The following is a 19,316-nucleotide window of genomic DNA, read 5'->3' as shown; positions in this document are numbered from 1 at the left end:
AGCACACGTGCTGCCGGGCCCCTCGTGTCGTGACCCTTGACAGCGGGAAAGCCCTTTCCTACCCTGCAGAGGTCGCGCACAGGGTCGTGCGTCCCGACATGACAGGGCCGGACCAGCCGGGGGCGGCCCCGGTGCCACCGGCGACGTCGCCGTGGCGCCGCAGTTCTGCAGCACCATCCGACGAAGTGGAGCAGACGATGACGTCTACGCGTTCCCGTCGCGGAGGAAGAACCGCGCTCGCGGTCACCCTCGCGGCCGTCCTGGGCGGGACCCTTCTCGGGCCGCCCGCCGCCGCGGAGGTCGCGGTCGACCAAGGATTCACCGAGGTCCTCGACTTCGAGGAGTACGAGCGCACGGCGCTCCACGGCCAGGACGGGTGGACGGCCTCGACCGCAGCCCGCGTCGTCGCCGACCCGCTCAACGCGAACAACCAGATCCTCGAGATGGTGGGCGGCGGCCAGAAGTCCTACCGCGCCGTCCCGCCCGTCGCCGAGGGCGACGTCGGCACGCTGTTCTTCCGCTTCATGCGCACGGGAAGCGTCGACACGTCGTTCGGACTCACGGACGTGGACGCGCCGTCCGACTACGTGAACAGCCGCGCGTACGTGAACAACCAGAACAACGACGTCATGCTCGTGCGCGACGGCGGAGGGTTCAAGCCGGCCGGCGTGTGGTCGCGCGACACGTGGCAGTGCGTGTGGATCGTCGCCGACAACGCCACCGACACGGTGTCCGTCTACAGCCAGGGCGGGCCGTACGAGGAGATCACGCGCCTGCCCGAGGGCACCGAGCAGCAGTTCGGCTTCCGCCAGGGCGTGAGCGGCGCGCTCGACCGGTTCTTCTGGATCAACGGCTCGAGCAGCGCCGGGCGGCTCATGCTGGACGACGTCGCCGTCGACGCCTCCGCCGAGAACCTCGCGATCGCCACCGGGAACCCGGGCGACTGCGCCGCCGGCGGGACCACCCCGAGCGAGCCGCTGCTCAACCCGCTCCCCGACCCGACGCCGTCGGCGCTGGGCATCGAGGTGGAGGAGCTCGTCCAGCTCCCCGAGTCGCAGACGACGCCCGCGACCTCGGACCAGCGGCTCGTGCGCCACAACCGCATCACCCACCTCGACGAGGTCCCGGACGGCTCCGGCCGTCTCGCGGTGCCGGACATGAACGAGATCCTCTACATGGTCGACGAGGAGACCGGGGCGCACGTCGCCTACCTCAACGTGCGCGACCGGTTCGTCGACAACTTCCACAACCACGCGGGACTCGGCACCGGCTTCGGGTTCGTGGAGTTCCACCCGGAGTTCGCGGACAACGGGGTCTTCTACACCGTGCACACCGAGGCCGGGAGCGCACTGACCGAGGACACGCCGGACTTCCCGGCGTTCGGCGGCACGAACTACCACAGCGTGATCACGGAGTGGACGGCCACGGACCCCTCGGCCGAGACCTTCGCCGGCACGAGCCGCGAGCTCATGCGCGTGCCGTTCGCGGGCCGCGTGCACACCGTCCAGCAGATCGCCTTCAACCCCACCGTCGAGCCGGGCGACCCCGACCACGGCATGCTCTACGTCCTCGTCGGGGACGGCGGCAACGGTGTGGGCAACGGCAACCCGCAGGACCTGTCCACGCCGCAGGGCAAGATCTTCCGCATCGACCCGACGGGCGACGACAGCGCGAACGGGCAGTACGGGATCCCGGCGGACAACCCGTTCGTCGGCACCCCCGGCGCGCTCGGCGAGATCTACGCCGTCGGCATGCGCGACCCGCACCGCATCAGCTGGGACCCCGAGGGGGACCACGCGATGTACCTCGGGCACATCGGCGAGTGGCAGGTCGAGTCCGTCTACGAGGTCGAGGCGGGCGACAACTTCGGCTGGTCCGAGCGCGAGGGGCCGTTCCTCGCCGAGAACCGGCAGATCTTCCCCCTGCCCGAGGACGACGCCGAGAACGGCTTCACCTACCCGGTCGCCGCGTACGACCACAACCGCGACCCCGGCCAGACCGGTGACGCGGGCGTGGCGCTCAACGGCGGCTTCGTCTACCGCGGCGACATCCCCGAGCTCCGGGGCCGCTACCTGTTCACCGACCTCGTGCGCGGCTGGGTGCTGTCGACGCAGGCCGACGAGATGCAGCGCAACGACGGCGACCTCGAGGACCTCGCGGAGATCGAGCACCTCAAGGTCTTCCACGACGGGCAGGAGACGACGTTCCAGGAGCTCGTCGGGGACGCGCGCGTCGACCTGCGGTTCGGGGCCGACGCCGACGGCGAGCTGTACCTGGTGTCGAAGGCCGACGGGAAGGTCTGGAAGGTCACGGGTGCGCGGTACGCCGGCGCCTCGTCGCCCGTCGCCCTGCCGGAGCTCGCACCGAACCTCGTCGCGCACTACGACTTCGACCACCCGGTCGCGGCCGACGCCACGTGGGAGGCCGACCAGGGCTGGTCGGGCACGGACGTGCGGCTGGTCAACGGCGGCACCGAGATGCGCGTCGCGGACCGCGCGTACCCCGGGGCCGGCGAAGCGCTCCAGACCCAGCAGATGAGCCCGGGGACGTCGTCGAACGACGACTGGAAGGCCGGGGTCTACGACGCCGAGGGGGTCGACTCGCTCGGGGCCTTCGCCGGCACGGACGAGATCTCCGTGATGGGCTGGTTCAAGCCCACGGGCGAGCACCCGGCGCTCAACTCGAACACCGCCAACCCGGACGACCGGTACAACGCGATCGGGCTCGCGGGCGTCCTCAGCGGCGACTCCGACGGGCACGGCGTGCGCGCGCTGCTCGAGGTCATCACCGTGAACGGCGAGCTCAAGCTCGTCGCGCTCGGCCGGCGCGTCGACGGGGCCGGCTCGTGGACGTTCGCCGCGGACCTGCCGTGGGACGAGATCCTGCGCCAGGGCGAGTGGGTCCACCTGGCCGCGACGTTCGACTTCGCGGGCGGCGAGATGCAGCTGTTCATGAACGGCGAGCGCCTGGAGGGCGAGTACACGTCCTCGACGAACCCGTGGGGCTCGGGCGCCACGTCACCGACCGACCCGGCCGGCATCAAGATCGGCGGCAGCTACCCGCAGGACACGCGCGAGGCCAACCCGTTCCACGGCCGCATGGACGACCTCATGTTCCTCGACACGGTGCCGACGGCGGAGCAGGTCGCGGCGCAGTACGCGCTGTTCGCCGCCGAGCCCGGCGAGGACCCGACGCCGCCGTCGTGCGCGCCGGCGGGTGAGCAGGTCACGGACGTCATGGCGGCCGAGCACTGGGCGCCGCGCACGCCGTCCAAGTGGCAGTTCCCCGGCGACGAGGTCGTGCTCGCCGAGGCGGGCACCAACCCGAACGACGGCATCCGCCGCCCGTTCGAGTACGCCGTGCTCGCCGAGGGGCCCGAGCTCGGCTCGTTCGAGCTGGAGGCCGAGGTGCGGCTCGACGCGCCGGCGTCCGTCAACAACCGCGACGTCATCGTCGTCTTCGGCTGGCAGTCGGACACGCAGTACTACTACGCCCACCTGTCGCAGGACAACACGATCTACGCCCACAACGGCATCTTCAAGGTCGACGGCCGGGACCGGGAGCGGATCGACGACCAGTGGGACGGCAGCGTCGGTGCGCCACCGGCCGTCACCGACGAGGAGTGGCACGACGTGCGCGTGGTGCGCTGCGCGGACAGCGGCGACGTCGCCGTCTACGTCGACGGGCTCGACACCCCGCTGCTCACGGCGAACGACACGACCTTCGCCGAGGGCCGGGTCGGGTTCGGCTCGTTCGACAACACCGGGCGCCTGCGCGACCTGACGGTCACTGCGGGCGACGTTCCCGCGGAGGTGACGGTCGACGTCACGGTGGCGCCGCGATGCCTGGCCGGGAAGGCGTACCTCGCGGTGCGGGCGACGAACACGTCGGACGTGCCGGCGGACGTCACCCTGACGACGGCGTACGGCTCGCGCACGGTGGCCGAGGTCGCCCCGGGGGCGGCGGCGTACCAGGCGTTCGCGACGCGCTCGACGTCGCTCGACGCCGGGTCGGTCACGGTCACCGCGAGCGCGACGGTCGACGGCCGCGAGGTGACGAGCACGACGACGGCCGATCACACGGGCCTGACCTGCGGATAGGCCGGAGCCCTGACGGCGAGGGGGTGCGCGGTCCGATCGCGCACCCCCTCGGCGCCGACGGGACCGGCGTGCGCCGCCGCGCGCACCGTGGTCGCGGTGCCGCACCCCCGGCGGGAGGCGGCGTCAGTCCCTCGCGACCGGCGCGGCGGTCGAGTCGCGCACCACGAGCGCGTGGCCCGTCGTGCGCCGTCGCAACCGGGCCGACGGAGGTCGCAGCGCGAGCTCGAACGACGCGGCGCCGATCTCGCTCATGGGCAGACGAACCGTCGTCAGTGCGGGGGCCAGGTCCTGCGCCACCTGGATGTCGTCGAAGCCCGTCACGGACACGTCGTGCGGCACGGCGATCCCGCGCTCGCGCAGGAGGGACAGCACACCGGTCGCCATCGCGTCGTTGAGCGCGAGGACCGCGGTCGTGCGGGGGTTCTCGGCGAGGAGACGCCGCGCCGCGTCTCGGCCGCCCTCACGGGTGAACGGTGCGTGCACGACCGGGACGGCGTCGGCGTCGAGCCCGTACCGCGCGAGCGCCGTGCGGATCCCCGCGAGCCGGTCGACGATGGTCGTCAGGTGGCCGGGACCTGCGGCCACCGCGAGACGCCGGTGACCGAGCTCGAGCAGGTGCTGCGCGACGGACTCCCCCGCGGCCTCGTTGTCGGGGAGCACCGCGTCGCAGCGCAGGTGGTGCCGCCCCACGACCACGACGCGGCCCCCCGACTCCTCGAACGCCGCGACCTCGCGACCCGACTCCTCTTCCATCGCGGCGTCGACGTAGCCCGACCCGGCGATGACGATCGCCCCGACGCGGTGCGCGCGCAGGAGGCGGATCTGCGCCGCCTCGGCGACGGGCTCGCGCTCGGTGTGGCTGATCTGGACGCTCCAGCCGTTCTGGGCGGCGACGTGGACCACGCCGCTCGCGATCTCCGCGAAGTAGGGGTCGCCGATCTCGTAGACCACGAGTCCTGCGACGGACGTCCGGCCGCCGGCGAGCGTGCGGGCGTGGAGGTTCGGCATGTAGCCGAGCTGCTCGGCGACCGACCGGACGTGCGCCGCGACCTCGTCCGAGACGCCGACGCTGCCCGACAGCGAGCGCGACGCGGTGGCGAGCGACACGCCGGCCCGTTCCGCGACGTCCTGCAGACGTGGCGCGCGCCGGTCCCGCACCGCTCGACCCTCTCGACGCACTCGCTCCACCTTCGTCCCTCGGTGGCCTGCCGTCCTGCCACCGCCCGGCGTGATGCTTGCCACATCCCGTGTCGGCAGCGTACTCTAGCGAAAGCGCTTACGAAAGCGCTTCCGTACATCGCGGTACGGCACGTCCTCACTACGACGAAGTAGGGAGAGTTCCCCCATGTCCCCACGTTCGACCCCACGCACACCCCGTCGTCGCGCCCTCGCCGCGGCCGCCGGGCTCTCCGCGACGGCGCTCGTCCTCGCCGCGTGCTCCGGCGGATCCGACGGTGACGGAGGAGGAGAGGGCGGCGGCGACGACCCGATCGTCGTCGGCATCTCCCTCCCGCTCACCGGCGACTTCTCCGAGCCGGGCAAGGGCGTCCAGCGCGGCTACGAGGCGTGGGCGCAGTTCGTCAACGAGGACGGGGGCCTCCTCGGCAGGCAGGTCGAGCTGAAGATCCTCGACGACCAGTCGAACGCCGACCGAGTCGTGCAGGACTACGAGGCACTCATCGCGCAGGACGAGGTCGACCTCGTCTTCGGCCCCTTCTCGACGCGCCTCGTGGTGCCGAGCGCCCGCGTCGCCGAGGAGTACGGGATGCTCTTCGTCGAGCCCGCCGGCGCGGCGAACGAGGTCTTCGAGCAGGGTTTCGAGAACCTCTTCTACGCGGCTCCGGCGGTGGCGGACGACCACTACAACTACCTCGCGGACTACATCGTCGCGATGCCCGACGGCGAGCGTCCGGAGACGGTGGCCGTGGCGTCCATGGACGACCCGTTCGCCCAGGGGACCGCGTACGGCCTGCGTGACAAGCTGGCCGACGCCGGGCTCGAGATCGTGGTCGACGAGGTCTACCCGCCCAACACCACCGACTTCTCGCCGATCGCGGCGAAGATCGCCGACTCCGGAGCCGACATGGTCATCGGCGGCACCCAGTACCAGGACGCGGTCAACCTCATCGTGGCGCTGCAGCAGCTGAACTACCAGCCCGAGATGGCCGCGTTCTCGACGGCCCCGACCAACCCCGAGTTCTCCGCGGCGATCGGCGCGAAGACGGAGGGCATCCTCTCGCCGACCGGGTACACCGAGACCGCGAGCTGGCCGTCCAACGTCGACTTCGTCGAGCGGTACACCGAGCTCCACGGCAACCCTCCCGGCGAGGACGAGGCGAACGCCTACACGACCGGCCAGGTCGTCGCCGCGGCCGTCGAGGCGGTCGGGTGCGCCGAGCAGGGCGAGTGCCAGCAGGACCTCGTCGACTGGCTCCGCGACAACGAGGTCGAGACGGTCGTCGGTCCGCTCACCTGGGACGAGACCGGCAAGCCGCAGGGCGCCCACCTCATCCAGCAGTACGTGGACGGCGAGATCCAGATCGTGCTGCCCGAGGACGCCCAGGAGGCCGAGCTGATCTTCCCGAAGCCGGCGTGGTGATCCGTCCGTGACGGTGACGCTCCTCTTCCAGAGCCTCGTGCTCGGCGTGCTGCTGGGAGGGCTCTACGCCCTCCTGGCAGCGGGCCTCACCCTGTACTTCGGGGTCATGCGCGTGGTGATGATCGCCCACTCGGCGTTCCTCATCCTCGCCGCGTACCTCGCGTGGTACTTCAACCAGCAGACCGGGATGGACCCGCTCCTGTCGCTCGTCGTCACGGTGCCGCTGTTCTTCGCCGTGGGCGTCGGCATGCAGCGCCTGCTCATCACGCGCCTGCGGCCCGCGACGCTCACGATGATGTCGGTCCTCCTGACCTTCGCGATCGCCCTCTTCATCGAGGGGATGATCGGCTTCGTCTGGAGCGGCACCCAGCGGCGCATCCAGCTGCCGTACTCGGGCGCGAGTGTGGAGCTCCTCGGCGCCCGGATCGCGGTCGTCAAGCTCGTGGCCTTCGCGCTCGCGGCCCTGTCGCTCGCGCTGCTGTACGTGCTCATGAAGCACAGCCGGTTCGGCCAGGCCCTGCGGGCGACGATCCAGCACCGCGAGGCAGCGCAGCTCGTCGGCATCAAGACCGACCGCGTCGCCGGGTTCGGGTTCGGCCTCGGCCTCGCGACCGCCGCGATCGGCGGGACGGCCCTGTCGCTCGATGCCACGATCTACCCGTCGCTGCACTGGCACTGGATCGGCCCCCTCATGGCGATCATCGTCGTCGGCGGCCTGGGCTCGATCCCGGGGGCCGCCGTCGCGGCGCTCGTCCTCGGCGTCGGGCAGAGCCTGCTCCAGGTGCCGCTCGGCACGACGTGGGCGCAGACCATCTTCTACGTCGCGCTGTTCGCGACGCTGATGCTGCGGCCCCAGGGATTCTTCGGAGGTCGTCTTGCGCAACGCTTCTGACACCCGTCCTGCGGTCGGTCCCACGGGTCGTCCCACGGGCACGACGTCGCCACGGGACGACTCCGACGGCGCCCGGGCGACCACCGCTCCCCCGTCCCCCGGAGCCCGGCGCCCATGGGTGCGCGTCGCCCGGCTCGCCGCGCTCGCGGTGGGGGTCGCGCTCGTCCTCGCGTTCCCGACGATGGCGCCCAACGCGTACATCCTCTCGGCCGGCATCGTCGTCGCGAGCTATGCCTGCACCGCGACCGCCTGGAACTTCATGGGCGGCTTCACGGGGTACGTCTCGCTCGGCCACGCCGCCTTCTTCGGCCTGGGCGCGTACGGCACCGGCATCCTCATCCGCGACCTGGGCCTGCCGAGCTTCGTCGCCTGGCTCCTCGCCGGCGCGATCGTCCTCGTCATCACGATCCCGCTCGGCATCGCGGCGCTGCGCGTGCGCGGGGCGTCGTTCGTCATCGTGTCCATCGCGTTCGTGCTCATCCTGCTGCTCGTCTTCCAGGCGTGGGGCTCGTTCACGGGCGGCTCGGACGGCCTGGTCGTCCCGCGCCCGTTCCCGGACCTCCTGCGGCCGGAGCACCACCGCGTGTTCTTCTACCTGTTCGCGGCGCTGCTCGCGGTCATGCTGCTCGTCTGGTGGGCGATCGACCGTTCGCGCTTCGGCACCGGCCTCAAGGCGGTGCGCGAGGACGAGGACAAGGCCCAGGCCCTGGGCGTCCCGACGCGCAACTACAAGCTCGTCGCCTACGTCGTCTCGGCCACCTTCACCGGCCTCGCCGGCGGCATGTACGCACTGTGGTTCGGCGATCTCGACCCGATCTTCCAGTTCTCGATCATGCTCGGCTCCTACATGGTGCTCATGGCCCTCTTCGGCGGCGTGCGGCACCTGTTCGGACCTCTGCTCGGCGCCCTCGTCGTCGGCACGGGCCTCGAGTACTTCAAGCTCGAGTTCGGCGACACCCAGTTCCACCTGGTCGCGACCGCGATCCTGCTCGGCGTCGTCGTGCTGTTCATGCCCGACGGGATCATCCCCGCCGTGCAGTCCCTCGTGCGCCGCTTCGGCCCCCAGGACTCCTCGATCCGCGAGATGACCGCGGCCGAGCTGCTCGAGCACAACCGCACCGCCGCGGCCGGCGGAACGACCGCCGAGGGGACGACCGCCGTCGGCCACCTCGAACGACGCGGCGGTGCGACGCCCACCGAGGGCACGGGAGAGGACGTGGGGCCGCGTCGTGGCGGGCCTGGCGGGAGTTCGCGAGGGACGAGCGAGCGGATGGAAGACGCGGCCCCACGTCCCCGGACGGGCCCGGAGGAGGAACGATGACGACCACCGCGACCGAGCAGAGGACGCGCAACCTCGAGACCGTCGGTCTCACCAAGTCGTTCGGCGGCGTCCACGCCGTGCGCGACGCGACGGTGACGTTCCAGCACGGCAAGATCAACGCGCTCATCGGCCCGAACGGCTCGGGCAAGACGACGTTCTTCAACTGCGTCACGGGCATGATCAAGCCGGACTCGGGCACGGTCACGTTCCGCGGCCACGACATCACGCGCAAGGCCCCGCACACGATCGCGCGGGCCGGGATCGGGCGCAGCTTCCAGCTGTGCCGCATCTTCCCGCGCATGACCGTGCTCGAGAACATGCTCGTGGCCGTGCGGCCCCCGCGGCTGCGCGACCTGCTCGGCGGCGCGCGCAACCCGGAGGAGATCGACAAGGCGCGCGCGCTGCTCGTGCGCGTCGGCATCGACCACCTGGAGAACGCCGAGGCGCGCAACCTGTCCTACGGGCAGCAGAAGCTGCTCGAGCTGGCGGGCGTGCTCATGGGCGACCCGGACACGATCATGCTCGACGAGCCGGCGGGCGGCGTGAACCCTGCCCTCATCGGGCGGATCGGGACGCTCGTGCAGGAGCTCAACGCCGAGGGGCGCACGTTCCTCGTCGTCGAGCACAACATGGACATGGTCATGAGCCTGTCCGACCACGTCATCGTGTTCGACCGGGGCCGGCCCATCGCGGAGGGCCCGCCGTCCGCGGTCCAGTCCGACCCCCGAGTCCTGGAGGCCTACCTTGGTGTCTGACCAGACCCCCGACGCGGGAGCGCCGCGGGAGTACCTGCTCGAGCTGGACGACGTGCAGGCCGGGTACGGCCGGGCGGCCATGGTCCTGCGCGGGCTGACGATCAAGGTCCCGGCCTCGACGGTCGTGTGCCTCGTCGGGCCGAACGGCGCGGGGAAGTCGACCGTGCTCAAGGTCGCGTCGGGGCTGCTCCGGCCCCGCTCCGGCCGGATCCTCGTCGACGGGAAGGACGTCACCGGTCAGGGGCCGCAGGAGATGCTGTCGTCCGGCCTGGCGCACGTGCTCCAGGGGCACAGCGTGTTCCGCGAGATGACCGTCGCGGAGAACGTGCTGCTCGGTGCGTACACGCTGCGCGACAAGCAGCAGGTCGCCGAGCGCGTCCGGTTCGTCCAGGAGCTGTTCCCGATCGTCGGCGAGCGGTGGAAGCAGCTCGCCGGCCTGCTGTCCGGCGGGCAGCAGAAGCAGGTCGAGTTCGCGCGGTCGCTCATGGTGAGCCCGCGCGTGGTCCTCCTCGACGAGCCCTCCATGGGGCTGGACCCCAAGACGACGGCGACCGTGTTCGAGCAGGTCGTGCGCATGCGCGACGCCGGGGTCGCGGTGCTGCTCGTCGAGCAGAACGCGCGACGCGCGCTCGAGACCGCGGACATCGGCTGCGTGCTCGACCTCGGCCGGGTGCACATCTCGGGCCCGGCGCCCGAGCTGCTCGCCGACCCGCAGCTCTCCGAGCTGTACCTGGGCGGGCGACCAGGCGAGCACGCCGCGAGCCCCCGGAGCTGAGGCGTGGGGTAGGACGCGCCGTCGGCGTACGGTGGGAGGGCCTCGGCGACACGTCGCCGGGGCCCTGCCCGCGTCCGCCACCCGAGAGGCCGCCCCCAGCCATGCCCGCACCCGCACCGTTCCCCGCTCCCCGCACGTTGCTGCCGGACGACCTGCTGGAGGCCGTGCGCTCGCGAGCCGCCGGGTACGACCGCGACAACGCGTGGTTCGCCGAGGACATGGACGACCTCGCCGCGGCGGGCTACCTGCGTGCGCTCGTGCCCGAGTCGTTCGGCGGGGCGGGCCTCGGGCTGCGCGAGACCGCGCGCGAGCAGGCTCGCCTGGCGGGCGCCGCGCCCGCCACGGCGCTCGCGGTGAACATGCACCACGTGTGGACCGGGGTCGCCCGCTCCCTGCACGAACGTGGCGACTCGTCGCTCGACTGGTTGCTCGACGAGGCCGGTCGCGGCGAGGTCTTCGGGTTCGGGTACAGCGAGGCGGGCAACGACCTCGTCCTGCTGGGATCGCGCACCGAGGCCCGGCCGGACGGCGCGGGCGGCTACACGTTCCACGGCCGCAAGATCTTCACGTCGAACTCCCCCGGCTGGACGCGTCTCGGGGTCCTGGGGCTCGACCCGGGCTCCGGCGACAGGCCCGACGACGGCCCGCACCTCGTGCACGCGTTCGTCACCCGCGAGGGCGGCGGGGTGGAGATCCTCGACGACTGGGACACGATGGGCATGCGGGCGTCGCAGTCGCGCTCCACGGTGCTCGACGGCGCGCACGCGCCCGCCGAGCGCGTGGTCCGCCGCATCCCGCCCGGTCCGACGCTCGACCCCCTCGTCGTCGGCATCTTCACGACGTTCGAGACGCTGCTGGCCGCCGTGTACACAGGGATCGCGGACCGGGCGCTCGATCTCGCGGTGGCGGCCGCGCGGCGTCGGACGTCGATGAAGAACGACGGCGCGTCCCTGGCCCAGGACCCCGACGTCCGGTGGCGCCTCGCGGACGCGGCGCTCGCGCTCGACGGCGTGTGGCCGCAGATCGACGCGGTCGCGGGCGAGCTCGACGCGCTCGTCGACCGCGGGGCGGGCTGGTTCCGCGCGACGGCGGGGCTCAAGGTGCGCGCGACGGAGACGGCGAAGGACGTCGTCGAGCAGGCCGTGCGCGTCGCGGGCGGGTCGAGCTACTTCTCCGGCAACGAGCTCGGGCGGCTGTACCGGGACGTGCTCGCCGGGCTCTTCCACCCGTCCGACGACGAGTCCGCGCACTCGACGGTCGCGCAGTCGCTGCTCGGCCCCCTCGAGTAGCCGACCCCGCCCCGCGCCGACCATGCGGTGGTCGCCCGGGGCACCCGTGTCGCGGGACGGCGTAGCCTGCCGCCATGACGCAGCACCCCGCGCCCGACGCCGCCCCGCACCTCGCCCCCGCGACCCTCGTCGTCGCCGCGGGACGGCCCGAGCGTGCTCAGGGCGCCCCGGTGAACCCGCCGCTCGTGCTGTCCTCGACCTACGTCTCTCAGGGCGTGCAGCAGCCCGGCGAGCTGCTCTACGCCCGCATGGACACCGAGACGTGGCACCCGTTCGAGGAGGCGCTCGCGGCGCTGGAGGGCGCCGACCGCCCCGGGGTGGTGTTCTCGTCCGGCATGGCGGCCATCGCGGCGGTCTTCGCGTTCGTGCCCGCGGGCGGGACCGTCGTCGTCCCGCGGCACGCCTACCAGGTGACCCTCGGGTTCGCCGACGACCTCGCCGCCCGCGCGGGCGTGACCGTGCGACGGGTCGACGTCGCCGACACCGACCAGGTCGTCGCGACGCTCGACGGCGCCTCGCTCCTGCTCCTGGAGTCGCCGACCAACCCGATGCTCGAGGTCGCCGACCTGCCGGTGCTGCTCGCCGCGGCGCGCGAGCGGGGCGTGCTCACGGCCGTGGACAACACGTTCGCCACGCCGCTCGGGCAGCAGCCGCTCGCGCACGGCGCCGACCTCGTGGTGCACTCGGTGACGAAGTACCTCGCCGGGCACTCCGACGTCGTGCTCGGTGCGGTCGTCGCGTCGACCGACGCGCTCGCGCAGCAGGTGCGCGCGTACCGCACGCTGCACGGCGCGATCCCCGGCCCGTTCGAGGTGTGGCTCGCCCTGCGCGGGCTGCGCACGCTCGCGCTGCGCGTCGAGCGGTCGCAGGCGAGCGCCGCCGAGCTCGCGCGCCGCCTCGCGACCCACCCCCACGTCGTCGAGGTGCGCCACCCGAGCCTGCCCGACGACCCGGGCCACGAGCGCGCCGCCCGCCTCATGACGGGGTTCGGCGCGATCCTCGGGCTGCGTCCCGCGGGCGGTGCTCCCGCGGCGGACGCCGTCGTCGCCGCCGTGCGGCTGTGGGTCCCGGCCACGAGCCTCGGCGGCGTCGAGTCGAGCCTGGAACGCCGGCGCCGGTTCGCCACGGAGTCGGCCACGGTTCCCGAGGACCTGCTGCGCCTGTCCGTCGGCATCGAGGACGTGGAGGACCTGTGGGCCGACCTCGACCGGGCCCTGCGGTCGTCGGCGGGCTCAGCGCGCTGACGCGTCGCCGCCCGGGGACGGCGTCCGACCCTCTCCGGGCACGAAGAACACGCCCGTGTCGAGGTCGACGTCGAACGGGCGCCCCTCCGCGGGCCGCTGCACGACGTCGAGCCGCTGCCGTTCCTTCTCCTCGGTGACGTGCGTGCGGCTGGGCTGGAAGATCTCCACGATCTCGCCGAACATCCCTGACCCCGCGCTCTCGCCGTGCTCGGCCGCGCGGCGGGCACGGGCCTCCTTGCCCGACGTGAAGCGCTCGATGCCCACGACGAGCAGCACCAGCACGACGAGCGTGACGAACACCCCTGCGGCCTCGACCATGCCGCCAGCGTAGCGACACCGAACCGTGCCCTGGCCGCCGCGCGAACGTGACCGCGCGTTCCTACGCTCGGGGGCATGGACACGAGACGCACGAACCGGACGGCGCGGGGGGTCGCGGCCGCCACGCTGGCCCTGACGCTCGCGGCGTGCACCGCGGGCGGCGGGGACGACGACCCGACCGACGCGTCGAGCACGACGGCGAGCCCGTCGGGCACGGGGACGCCGACGTCGGGCGAGTCCCCCACCGACGACTCCACCGACGACCCCTCGGACGACGCGACGGGCGACCCGACCGACGAGCCCTCGACCCCGGCCGACGAGGCCGACGACGCACCGGTGCCGTTCCCGGCGAACACCGACCCGGACACGCAGGACCCGTCCGCGGACGCGATGCTCACGGTTACGGACGTCCGCGTGGGCCACCACGACGGCTACGACCGCGTCGTGCTCGAGCTGGGCGGCACGGGTGCGCCGGGCTGGCGCGTGGAGTACGTCGACGAGCCGCGCGACGACGGCAGCGGCAACGCGGTCGACGTCGACGGCGACGCCTACCTGCAGGTGATGATCTCCGGCTCCGGGTACCCGTTCGACACGGGCGTCGAGGAGTTCGACACGTCGACCCCGGTCCCCGGGCCCGAGGACGGCGAGATCGAGGAGGTGCTGCTGCGCGGCGTGTTCGAGGGGTACACGCAGGCGTTCGTGGGTGTCGACGACGAGCGACGGCCGTTCCGCGCGTTCGCGCTGGAGGACCCGGCGCGCGTCGTCGTGGACGTGCGCGACGACGGCTGAGCCCCATCGGGCGTCAGCGCTCCGCGGTGACGCCCTCGGCCTTCTGCGGGCGCGAGAGCAGCCCTCTCGCCATCTCCTCGACGGGCATGCCCTCGTGCAGGACGGCGACGACGCCCGCGGTGATCGGCATCTCCACGCCGGCCTTCTCCGCGAGCTCGAGGATCGAGCGGCACGACTTCACGCCCTCGGCGGTGCCGCCGGTGGCGGTGATCGCCTCGTCGAGCGACATGCCCTGGCCGATGTGCTTGCCGAGCGTGTGGTTGCGCGACAGGGGCGACGAGCACGTGGCGACCAGGTCGCCCATGCCCGCGAGCCCGGCGAAGGTCTCCGCCTCCGCGCCGCGCGCGAGCCCGAGGCGCGTGATCTCCACGAGGCCGCGCGTGATGATCGTCGCCGTGGTGTTGTACCCGAGCCCGCGCCCCTGCGCGATGCCCACGGCGAGCGCGATGACGTTCTTCGCCGCCCCGGACACCTCGACGCCGACGACGTCGCGGTTGGTGTAGGGCCGGAAGTACGACGACGAGCACGCCCGCGCGACGTACCGGGCCACGTCCTCGTCGACGCACGACACGACGGTCGCGGTGGGCTGGCGGTGCGCGATCTCGCGCGCGAGGTTGGGGCCGGAGACGACGGCGACGCGCTCGGCGGGCAGGTCGAGCGCCTCGGCGACGACCTCGCTCATGCGCCGGTCCGTGCTCAGCTCGACGCCCTTCATGAGCGACACCGCGACGGCGCCGGGCTCGACGAGGGGCCGCAGCTCGGTGAGCGTGGCGCGCGCGACGTGCGACGGGATCGCCGCGACGACGAGACCCGCGCCCGCGAGCGCCTGCGCGGCGTCGGTGGTCGCGGTGATCCCGTGGGGCAGGTCGATGCCGGGCAGTCGCTTCTCGTTGCGCCGGGCGGAGCTGACCTGCTGCGCGACCTCGGGGTCGCGGCCCCACAGACGGACCTCGCACCCGGCGTCGGCGAGGACGGCGGCGAAGGTCGTCCCCCAGCTGCCGGACCCGAGGACCGCGGCGACGACGCGCTCGCCCGTCGTGGCGGGCGCCTGCGCGGCGCTCACCGGCGGCGCTCCGAGCCCGGGTTCTTGCGCATGTCGAACCGTTCCGCGGGCGCCTTCTCGCCGCGGATCTGCTCGACCTGCACGGTGATCGCGGCCATGATGCGGTCGGTTGCCTCGCGCAGCGTGGCGGCGTCGAGGGGGCGGTCGTACAGGTCGCTCAGGTCGACGGGCGGCCCGGCGTGCACGGCGACGTGCTTGGGCGGGATCGGCTTGAAGAGCTTGCCGTACGGCGCGAGGAGGCGGTGGGCGCCCCACTGGCCGACGGGGACGACGGGCGCGCGGCTGGTCAGCGCGAGGCGCGCGACACCGGTCTTGCCCTGCATGGGCCACCCGTCGGGGTCGCGTGTCAGGGTGCCCTCGGGGAAGAACACGACGCACTCGCCGCCGTCGAGCTGGGCGGTGGAGTCGACGAGCGCCTGCGCGGCACCGGAGGTGCCGCGGTGGACGGGGATCATGCCGGTGCGGCGCAGGACGGGCCCGACGACCGGCACCTTCCACAGGGACGCCTTGGCCGTGATCTTGGGGGCGCGTCCCTGGTCGTAGAGGAAGTGGGCGAGCGTGACCGGGTCGACCTCGGTGACGTGGTTCGCGGCGACGATGACGCCGGTCGGGGGCAGGTGCTCGGCGCCCTGCCAGTCGCGGCGCGTGATCGCGAAGAGGATCGGGCGCAGGACGGACGCGAGGACACGGTACGCACGGGGGGTCGGTGGCAGGCTCGGCACGAGCACCGAGCCTACCCGGACCCCGGGCGCCGCCCTGTCCCCTGGGCCGGGCGGCGGGGGGTCAGATCCAGCCGTGGCGGCGCGCGACGTGCGCGGCCTCGTGCCGGTTCGCCGCGCCGAGCTTGGCGGCCGCCGACGACAGGTAGTTGCGCACCGTGCCGGGCGCGAGGTGGGCGCGGGTCGCGATCTCCTCGACGGGTGCGCCGTCGGCGGCGAGCTCCAGGACGTCGGCCTCGCGTGCGGTGAGGGGGCTCGCCCCGGCGGTGATGGCCTCGGCGGCGAGCTCCGGGTCGACGTAGCGCCCTCCCGCGTGGACCTGGCGCACGACGTCGGCGAGGACGCGCGACGAGACGGTCTTCGGCAGGAACCCGCGCGCACCGGCCTCCAGCGCGCGCTTGAGGTAGCCGGGCCGCCCGTGGCTCGTCACGACGACGACCCCGCAGGTCGGGAGGTCGGCGGCGAGACGCTCGGCCACCTCGACGCCGTCGAGGCCGGGCATCTGCAGGTCGAGGACGGCGACGTCGGGCCGCAGCTTGAGGGCGGCCGCGACGGCCTCCGTGCCGGACGCGGCCTGCACGACGACCTCCAGGTCGTCCTCGAGGGACAGCAGGGACGCGACGGCGTCGCGGATGAGGTTCTCGTCGTCGGCGAGGAGGATGCGGATCACGCGCGGGGGCTCTTCTCGGTCGTGCGGGCGGGAGGTGTCGGTCCGGTGCGGGCGCGCGGGCCGGCGTCGGGCACGCGGGCCACGAGACCGAACCGGCCGTCGTCGGTCCACGTGTCGAGCGACCCGCCCGTCCCGTCGAGGCGTTCCGCGAGGCCGAGGAGGCCGGAGCCCCGGCCCGCGCGCGTGCCGGGCGGGACGCCGTCGTTGACGACCTCGAGGACGCTCGCGCCGCCGTCGTGGTGGAGGGTGATGGTGCACGACGTCGCGGCCGAGTGCCGCACGACGTTCGTCACGCTCTCCCGCACCGCCCAGGCGAGGGCCTCCTGCGCGGCGTCGCCCACGGGCGTCTCGTCGCCGTGGACGGTGGTGGCGACCCCGGCGGAGCGCAGCACCGACCGGGCGCCCGCGAGCTCGGCCGCGAGGTCGGCCGTGCGGTACCCGGCGACGACGGCGCGCACCTCGCGCAGGGCGTCCTGCGCGATCCGTCGCACGTCGAGCATCTGCTCCTCGGCGCCGGGTCGGCCGCGGGCGGCGAGCTCGGCGGCGAGCTCGCTCTTCACCGCGACGACGGACAGGGTGCGGCCGAAGACGTCGTGCAGGTCGCGGGAGAAGCGCAGCCGCTCCTCCGCGACGGCGAGACGCGCGTGCAGCACGCGGTTGCGCTCCTGCTCCCACACCACGCCGAGCATCCAGATCGACGCGCGGTACGAGGCGAACAGCGCGAGCAGCATGACGAGGAAGGACAGGCCGAGACCCACGGCCATGCCCGCGGTCGTCGCCGTGACGGGCCCGGTGCCGATCCACACGGAGCAGCCCAGCCCCACGGCGAGCAGGAGCGCGACGAGCGCGAGCCGGCGGTACGCGACGAGCGGCGTGACGGCGAGCACGCCGAACCCGGGCCCGAGCAGCAGGGCCCAGAAGCGGCCGCTGCCCGCCACGCCGTCCGGCCCGTCGACGGGGAACGTGACCAGGGCGAGCATGACGAGGGCGACGGAGAGGATCCCGAGGGCCACGAGCCGCCACCGCGGCACGTGGGGGCCGCCGAGGAACTGGTCGATGCCGCCGCGGAGCACCAGCAGGCACGCGACGGTGTGGGCGACGGCGACGAGCAGCCACGGCACGACCGTCGTCGGGGAGAAGCCGGGGTCGGAGGCGAGGACGAAGAGCGCGACGAACGGCTCCCCCGCCGAGAGCAGGTACAGCGACCAGCGCGTGTACATGTCGAACCGCGCCGGCGCCGAACGGCGCGTCCACGACTCGAGGAAGGTGCGTGAGGATCCCACGGCCTCAGCCTGTCACGGCGGCGCGCCCGACCGCCGTGACAGGCGTCATGACCTGCGGCGTCAGTCGCGCGAGACGTCCGCCCCGAGCGCGACGAGCTTGTCCTGGAAGTTCTCGTACCCGCGGTCGATCAGGCTGATGCCCCGCACCGTCGACGTGCCCTTCGCCGCGAGGGCGGCGATGAGGTGGGAGAAGCCGCCGCGCAGGTCGGGGACCTCGATGTCCGCGGCGGCGAGCGGCGTCGGGCCGGAGACCACGGCGGAGTGGTGGAAGTTGCGCTGCCCGAACCGGCAGTCGCGCCCGCCCAGGCACTCCTTGTAGACCTGGATGGTCGCGCCCATGCCGCGCAGCGCGTCGGTGAAGCCGAACCGGTTCTCGTACACCGTCTCGTGGACGATCGACAGGCCCTTGGCCTGCGTGAGCGCGACGACGAGCGGCTGCTGCCAGTCCGTCATGAAGCCGGGGTGCACGTCCGTCTCCAGCACGATCGGCGTGAGGTCGCCGCCCGGGTGCCAGAACCGGATGCCGTCGTCCTGGACGTCGAACCGGCCGCCGACCTTCCGGAACGTGTTGAGGAACGTCATCATCTCGGGCTGCGTCGCACCCTTGACGGTGATGTCGCCGCCCGTCGCGAGCGCCGCCGACGCCCACGAGGCCGCCTCGATGCGGTCGCCGAGCGCGGTGTGCGTGTACCCGTCGAGGCGGTCGACGCCCTCGATGCGGATGACGCGGTCGGTGTCCACGGAGATGACCGCGCCCATCTTCTGCAGGACGGCGATGAGGTCCATGATCTCGGGCTCGATCGCGGCGTTCGCGAGCTCGGTGATGCCCTCGGCCCGCACGGCCGTGAGCAGCGTCTGCTCCGTCGCGCCCACCGATGGGTAGGGCAGTGCGATCTTCGTGCCCTGCAGGCGGCGCGGCGCGCGGATGTGGATGCCGTTCTCCCGCTTGTCCACCACGGCGCCGAACTGGCGCAGGATGTCCAGGTGGTAGTTGATCGGCCGGTCGCCGATGCGGCACCCGCCCAGGTCCGGGATGAACGCCTCGCCCAGACGGTGCAGCAGCGGCCCGCAGAAGAGGATCGGGATGCGGCTCGACCCCGCGTGCGCGTCGATGTCCGCGACGTGCGCCGACTCCACGTTCGACGGGTCGAGGTCGAGGATCCCCGCGTCCGGGTCCGCCTTCACCGTGACGCCGTGCAGCTCCAGCAGTCCCGTCACGACACCGACGTCGCGGATCTGCGGCACGTTGCGCAGCACGCTCGGCGACTCCCCCAGCAGCGACGCCACCATCGCCTTGGACACGAAGTTCTTCGCTCCACGGACCGTGATGGTCCCGTCCAGGGGGGTGCCCCCGTTCACGTACAGCACGTCGTTCATCAGCTCTGGTCGCCCTCTCGACTGCGGATGGTCCGGCGGCCCGGTTCGCGGGCCTGCTGCGCCCAACGCGGGGCACCCGAGGATTATTCACCCCGCGGGCCTCGCACGCCCCCTCCGCCGTG

The 19,316-nt window shown here is 73.0% G+C and carries 16 protein-coding genes; 9 read left to right on the top strand and 7 right to left on the bottom strand.

Translation table 11 applies throughout. The annotated features are described in order from the left end of the window. Nucleotides 1–197: 197 nt before the first annotated feature. Nucleotides 198–4,100, top strand: coding sequence for a PQQ-dependent sugar dehydrogenase (locus LGQ04_RS15435; protein WP_229244857.1), 3,903 nt, complete (start codon nucleotides 198–200; stop codon nucleotides 4,098–4,100). Between the two features lie 123 nt (nucleotides 4,101–4,223). Here the strand turns inward: LGQ04_RS15435 and LGQ04_RS15430 are convergent, their stop codons facing one another. Beyond that, nucleotides 4,224–5,258 carry a LacI family DNA-binding transcriptional regulator gene (locus LGQ04_RS15430; protein ID WP_229244856.1) on the bottom strand — a complete coding sequence of 345 codons (1,035 nt, stop codon included), beginning with the start codon at nucleotides 5,256–5,258 and terminating at the stop codon, nucleotides 4,224–4,226. Between the two features lie 187 nt (nucleotides 5,259–5,445). On the opposite strand from LGQ04_RS15430, the gene LGQ04_RS15425 reads away from it, so the two are divergent. The 7 genes from LGQ04_RS15425 (at nucleotide 5,446) to LGQ04_RS15395 (ending at nucleotide 12,975) form a co-directional block, all read left to right on the top strand. Then, on the top strand, nucleotides 5,446–6,699 hold the full coding sequence (locus tag LGQ04_RS15425; RefSeq protein WP_229244855.1) for an amino acid ABC transporter substrate-binding protein: 1,254 nt from the start codon (nucleotides 5,446–5,448) through the stop codon (nucleotides 6,697–6,699). A 7-nt stretch (nucleotides 6,700–6,706) separates the two neighbouring features. Further along, entirely contained in the window at nucleotides 6,707–7,591 is an 885-nt protein-coding gene (locus LGQ04_RS15420) for a branched-chain amino acid ABC transporter permease (protein WP_229244854.1), read from the top strand. A gap of 118 nt (nucleotides 7,592–7,709) precedes the next feature. Further along, nucleotides 7,710–8,912 carry a branched-chain amino acid ABC transporter permease gene (locus LGQ04_RS15415; RefSeq protein ID WP_229244853.1) on the top strand — a complete coding sequence of 401 codons (1,203 nt, stop codon included), beginning with the start codon at nucleotides 7,710–7,712 and terminating at the stop codon, nucleotides 8,910–8,912. Continuing rightward, the gene (locus LGQ04_RS15410) at nucleotides 8,909–9,667 is read left to right on the top strand and encodes an ABC transporter ATP-binding protein (RefSeq protein WP_229244852.1); all 759 of its coding nucleotides are present in this window, start codon (nucleotides 8,909–8,911) and stop codon (nucleotides 9,665–9,667) included. The genes LGQ04_RS15415 and LGQ04_RS15410 overlap by 4 nt, the downstream gene beginning before the upstream one ends. After that, nucleotides 9,660–10,442, top strand: coding sequence for an ABC transporter ATP-binding protein (locus tag LGQ04_RS15405; RefSeq protein ID WP_229244851.1), 783 nt, complete (start codon nucleotides 9,660–9,662; stop codon nucleotides 10,440–10,442). The genes LGQ04_RS15410 and LGQ04_RS15405 overlap by 8 nt, the downstream gene beginning before the upstream one ends. A 101-nt stretch (nucleotides 10,443–10,543) precedes the next feature. After that, nucleotides 10,544–11,731 (top strand): acyl-CoA dehydrogenase family protein, encoded by a 1,188-nt coding sequence (locus tag LGQ04_RS15400; protein WP_229244850.1) that lies wholly within the window; start codon nucleotides 10,544–10,546, stop codon nucleotides 11,729–11,731. Between the two features lie 74 nt (nucleotides 11,732–11,805). Continuing rightward, entirely contained in the window at nucleotides 11,806–12,975 is a 1,170-nt protein-coding gene (locus LGQ04_RS15395; protein ID WP_229244849.1) for a trans-sulfuration enzyme family protein, read from the top strand. Here the strand turns inward: LGQ04_RS15395 and LGQ04_RS15390 are convergent. After that, nucleotides 12,964–13,293 carry a DUF6191 domain-containing protein gene (locus LGQ04_RS15390; RefSeq protein WP_229244847.1) on the bottom strand — a complete coding sequence of 110 codons (330 nt, stop codon included), beginning with the start codon at nucleotides 13,291–13,293 and terminating at the stop codon, nucleotides 12,964–12,966. The two genes, LGQ04_RS15395 and LGQ04_RS15390, sit on opposite strands and share 12 nt — an antisense overlap. A gap of 75 nt (nucleotides 13,294–13,368) precedes the next feature. Here LGQ04_RS15390 and LGQ04_RS15385 point away from each other — a divergent pair, with 75 nt between their 5' ends. Then, on the top strand, nucleotides 13,369–14,082 hold the full coding sequence (locus LGQ04_RS15385) for an AMIN-like domain-containing (lipo)protein (protein ID WP_229244846.1): 714 nt from the start codon (nucleotides 13,369–13,371) through the stop codon (nucleotides 14,080–14,082). Nucleotides 14,083–14,095: 13 nt separating this feature from the next. Here the strand turns inward: LGQ04_RS15385 and LGQ04_RS15380 are convergent, their stop codons facing one another. From LGQ04_RS15380 to murA, 5 genes are all read right to left on the bottom strand, one after another. After that, nucleotides 14,096–15,145, bottom strand: coding sequence for an NAD(P)H-dependent glycerol-3-phosphate dehydrogenase (locus tag LGQ04_RS15380; RefSeq protein ID WP_229244844.1), 1,050 nt, complete (start codon nucleotides 15,143–15,145; stop codon nucleotides 14,096–14,098). Continuing rightward, nucleotides 15,142–15,867: a lysophospholipid acyltransferase family protein gene (locus LGQ04_RS15375; protein WP_229244842.1), complete on the bottom strand. Its 726-nt coding sequence runs from the start codon at nucleotides 15,865–15,867 to the stop codon at nucleotides 15,142–15,144. Before LGQ04_RS15375 ends, LGQ04_RS15380 begins: the two co-directional genes overlap by 4 nt. Before the next feature lie 61 nt (nucleotides 15,868–15,928). Continuing rightward, nucleotides 15,929–16,534: a response regulator transcription factor gene (locus LGQ04_RS15370; RefSeq protein ID WP_229244841.1), complete on the bottom strand. Its 606-nt coding sequence runs from the start codon at nucleotides 16,532–16,534 to the stop codon at nucleotides 15,929–15,931. Then, nucleotides 16,531–17,817: a sensor histidine kinase gene (locus tag LGQ04_RS17850; RefSeq protein ID WP_229244840.1), complete on the bottom strand. Its 1,287-nt coding sequence runs from the start codon at nucleotides 17,815–17,817 to the stop codon at nucleotides 16,531–16,533. Before LGQ04_RS17850 ends, LGQ04_RS15370 begins: the two co-directional genes overlap by 4 nt. Before the next feature lie 60 nt (nucleotides 17,818–17,877). After that, a complete protein-coding gene (gene murA, locus LGQ04_RS15360) occupies nucleotides 17,878–19,194 on the bottom strand; it encodes a UDP-N-acetylglucosamine 1-carboxyvinyltransferase (RefSeq protein WP_229244839.1) in 1,317 nt (438 codons plus the stop codon). Nucleotides 19,195–19,316: the final 122 nt, after the last annotated feature.

The sequence above is a fragment of the Cellulosimicrobium marinum genome, assembly GCF_020551945.1.
Taxonomy (GTDB): Bacteria; Actinomycetota; Actinomycetes; order Actinomycetales; family Cellulomonadaceae; genus Cellulosimicrobium; species Cellulosimicrobium marinum.
The sequence above is the reverse complement of the archived record's forward strand: the minus strand, read 5'-3'. Positions and strand labels throughout refer to the sequence as shown.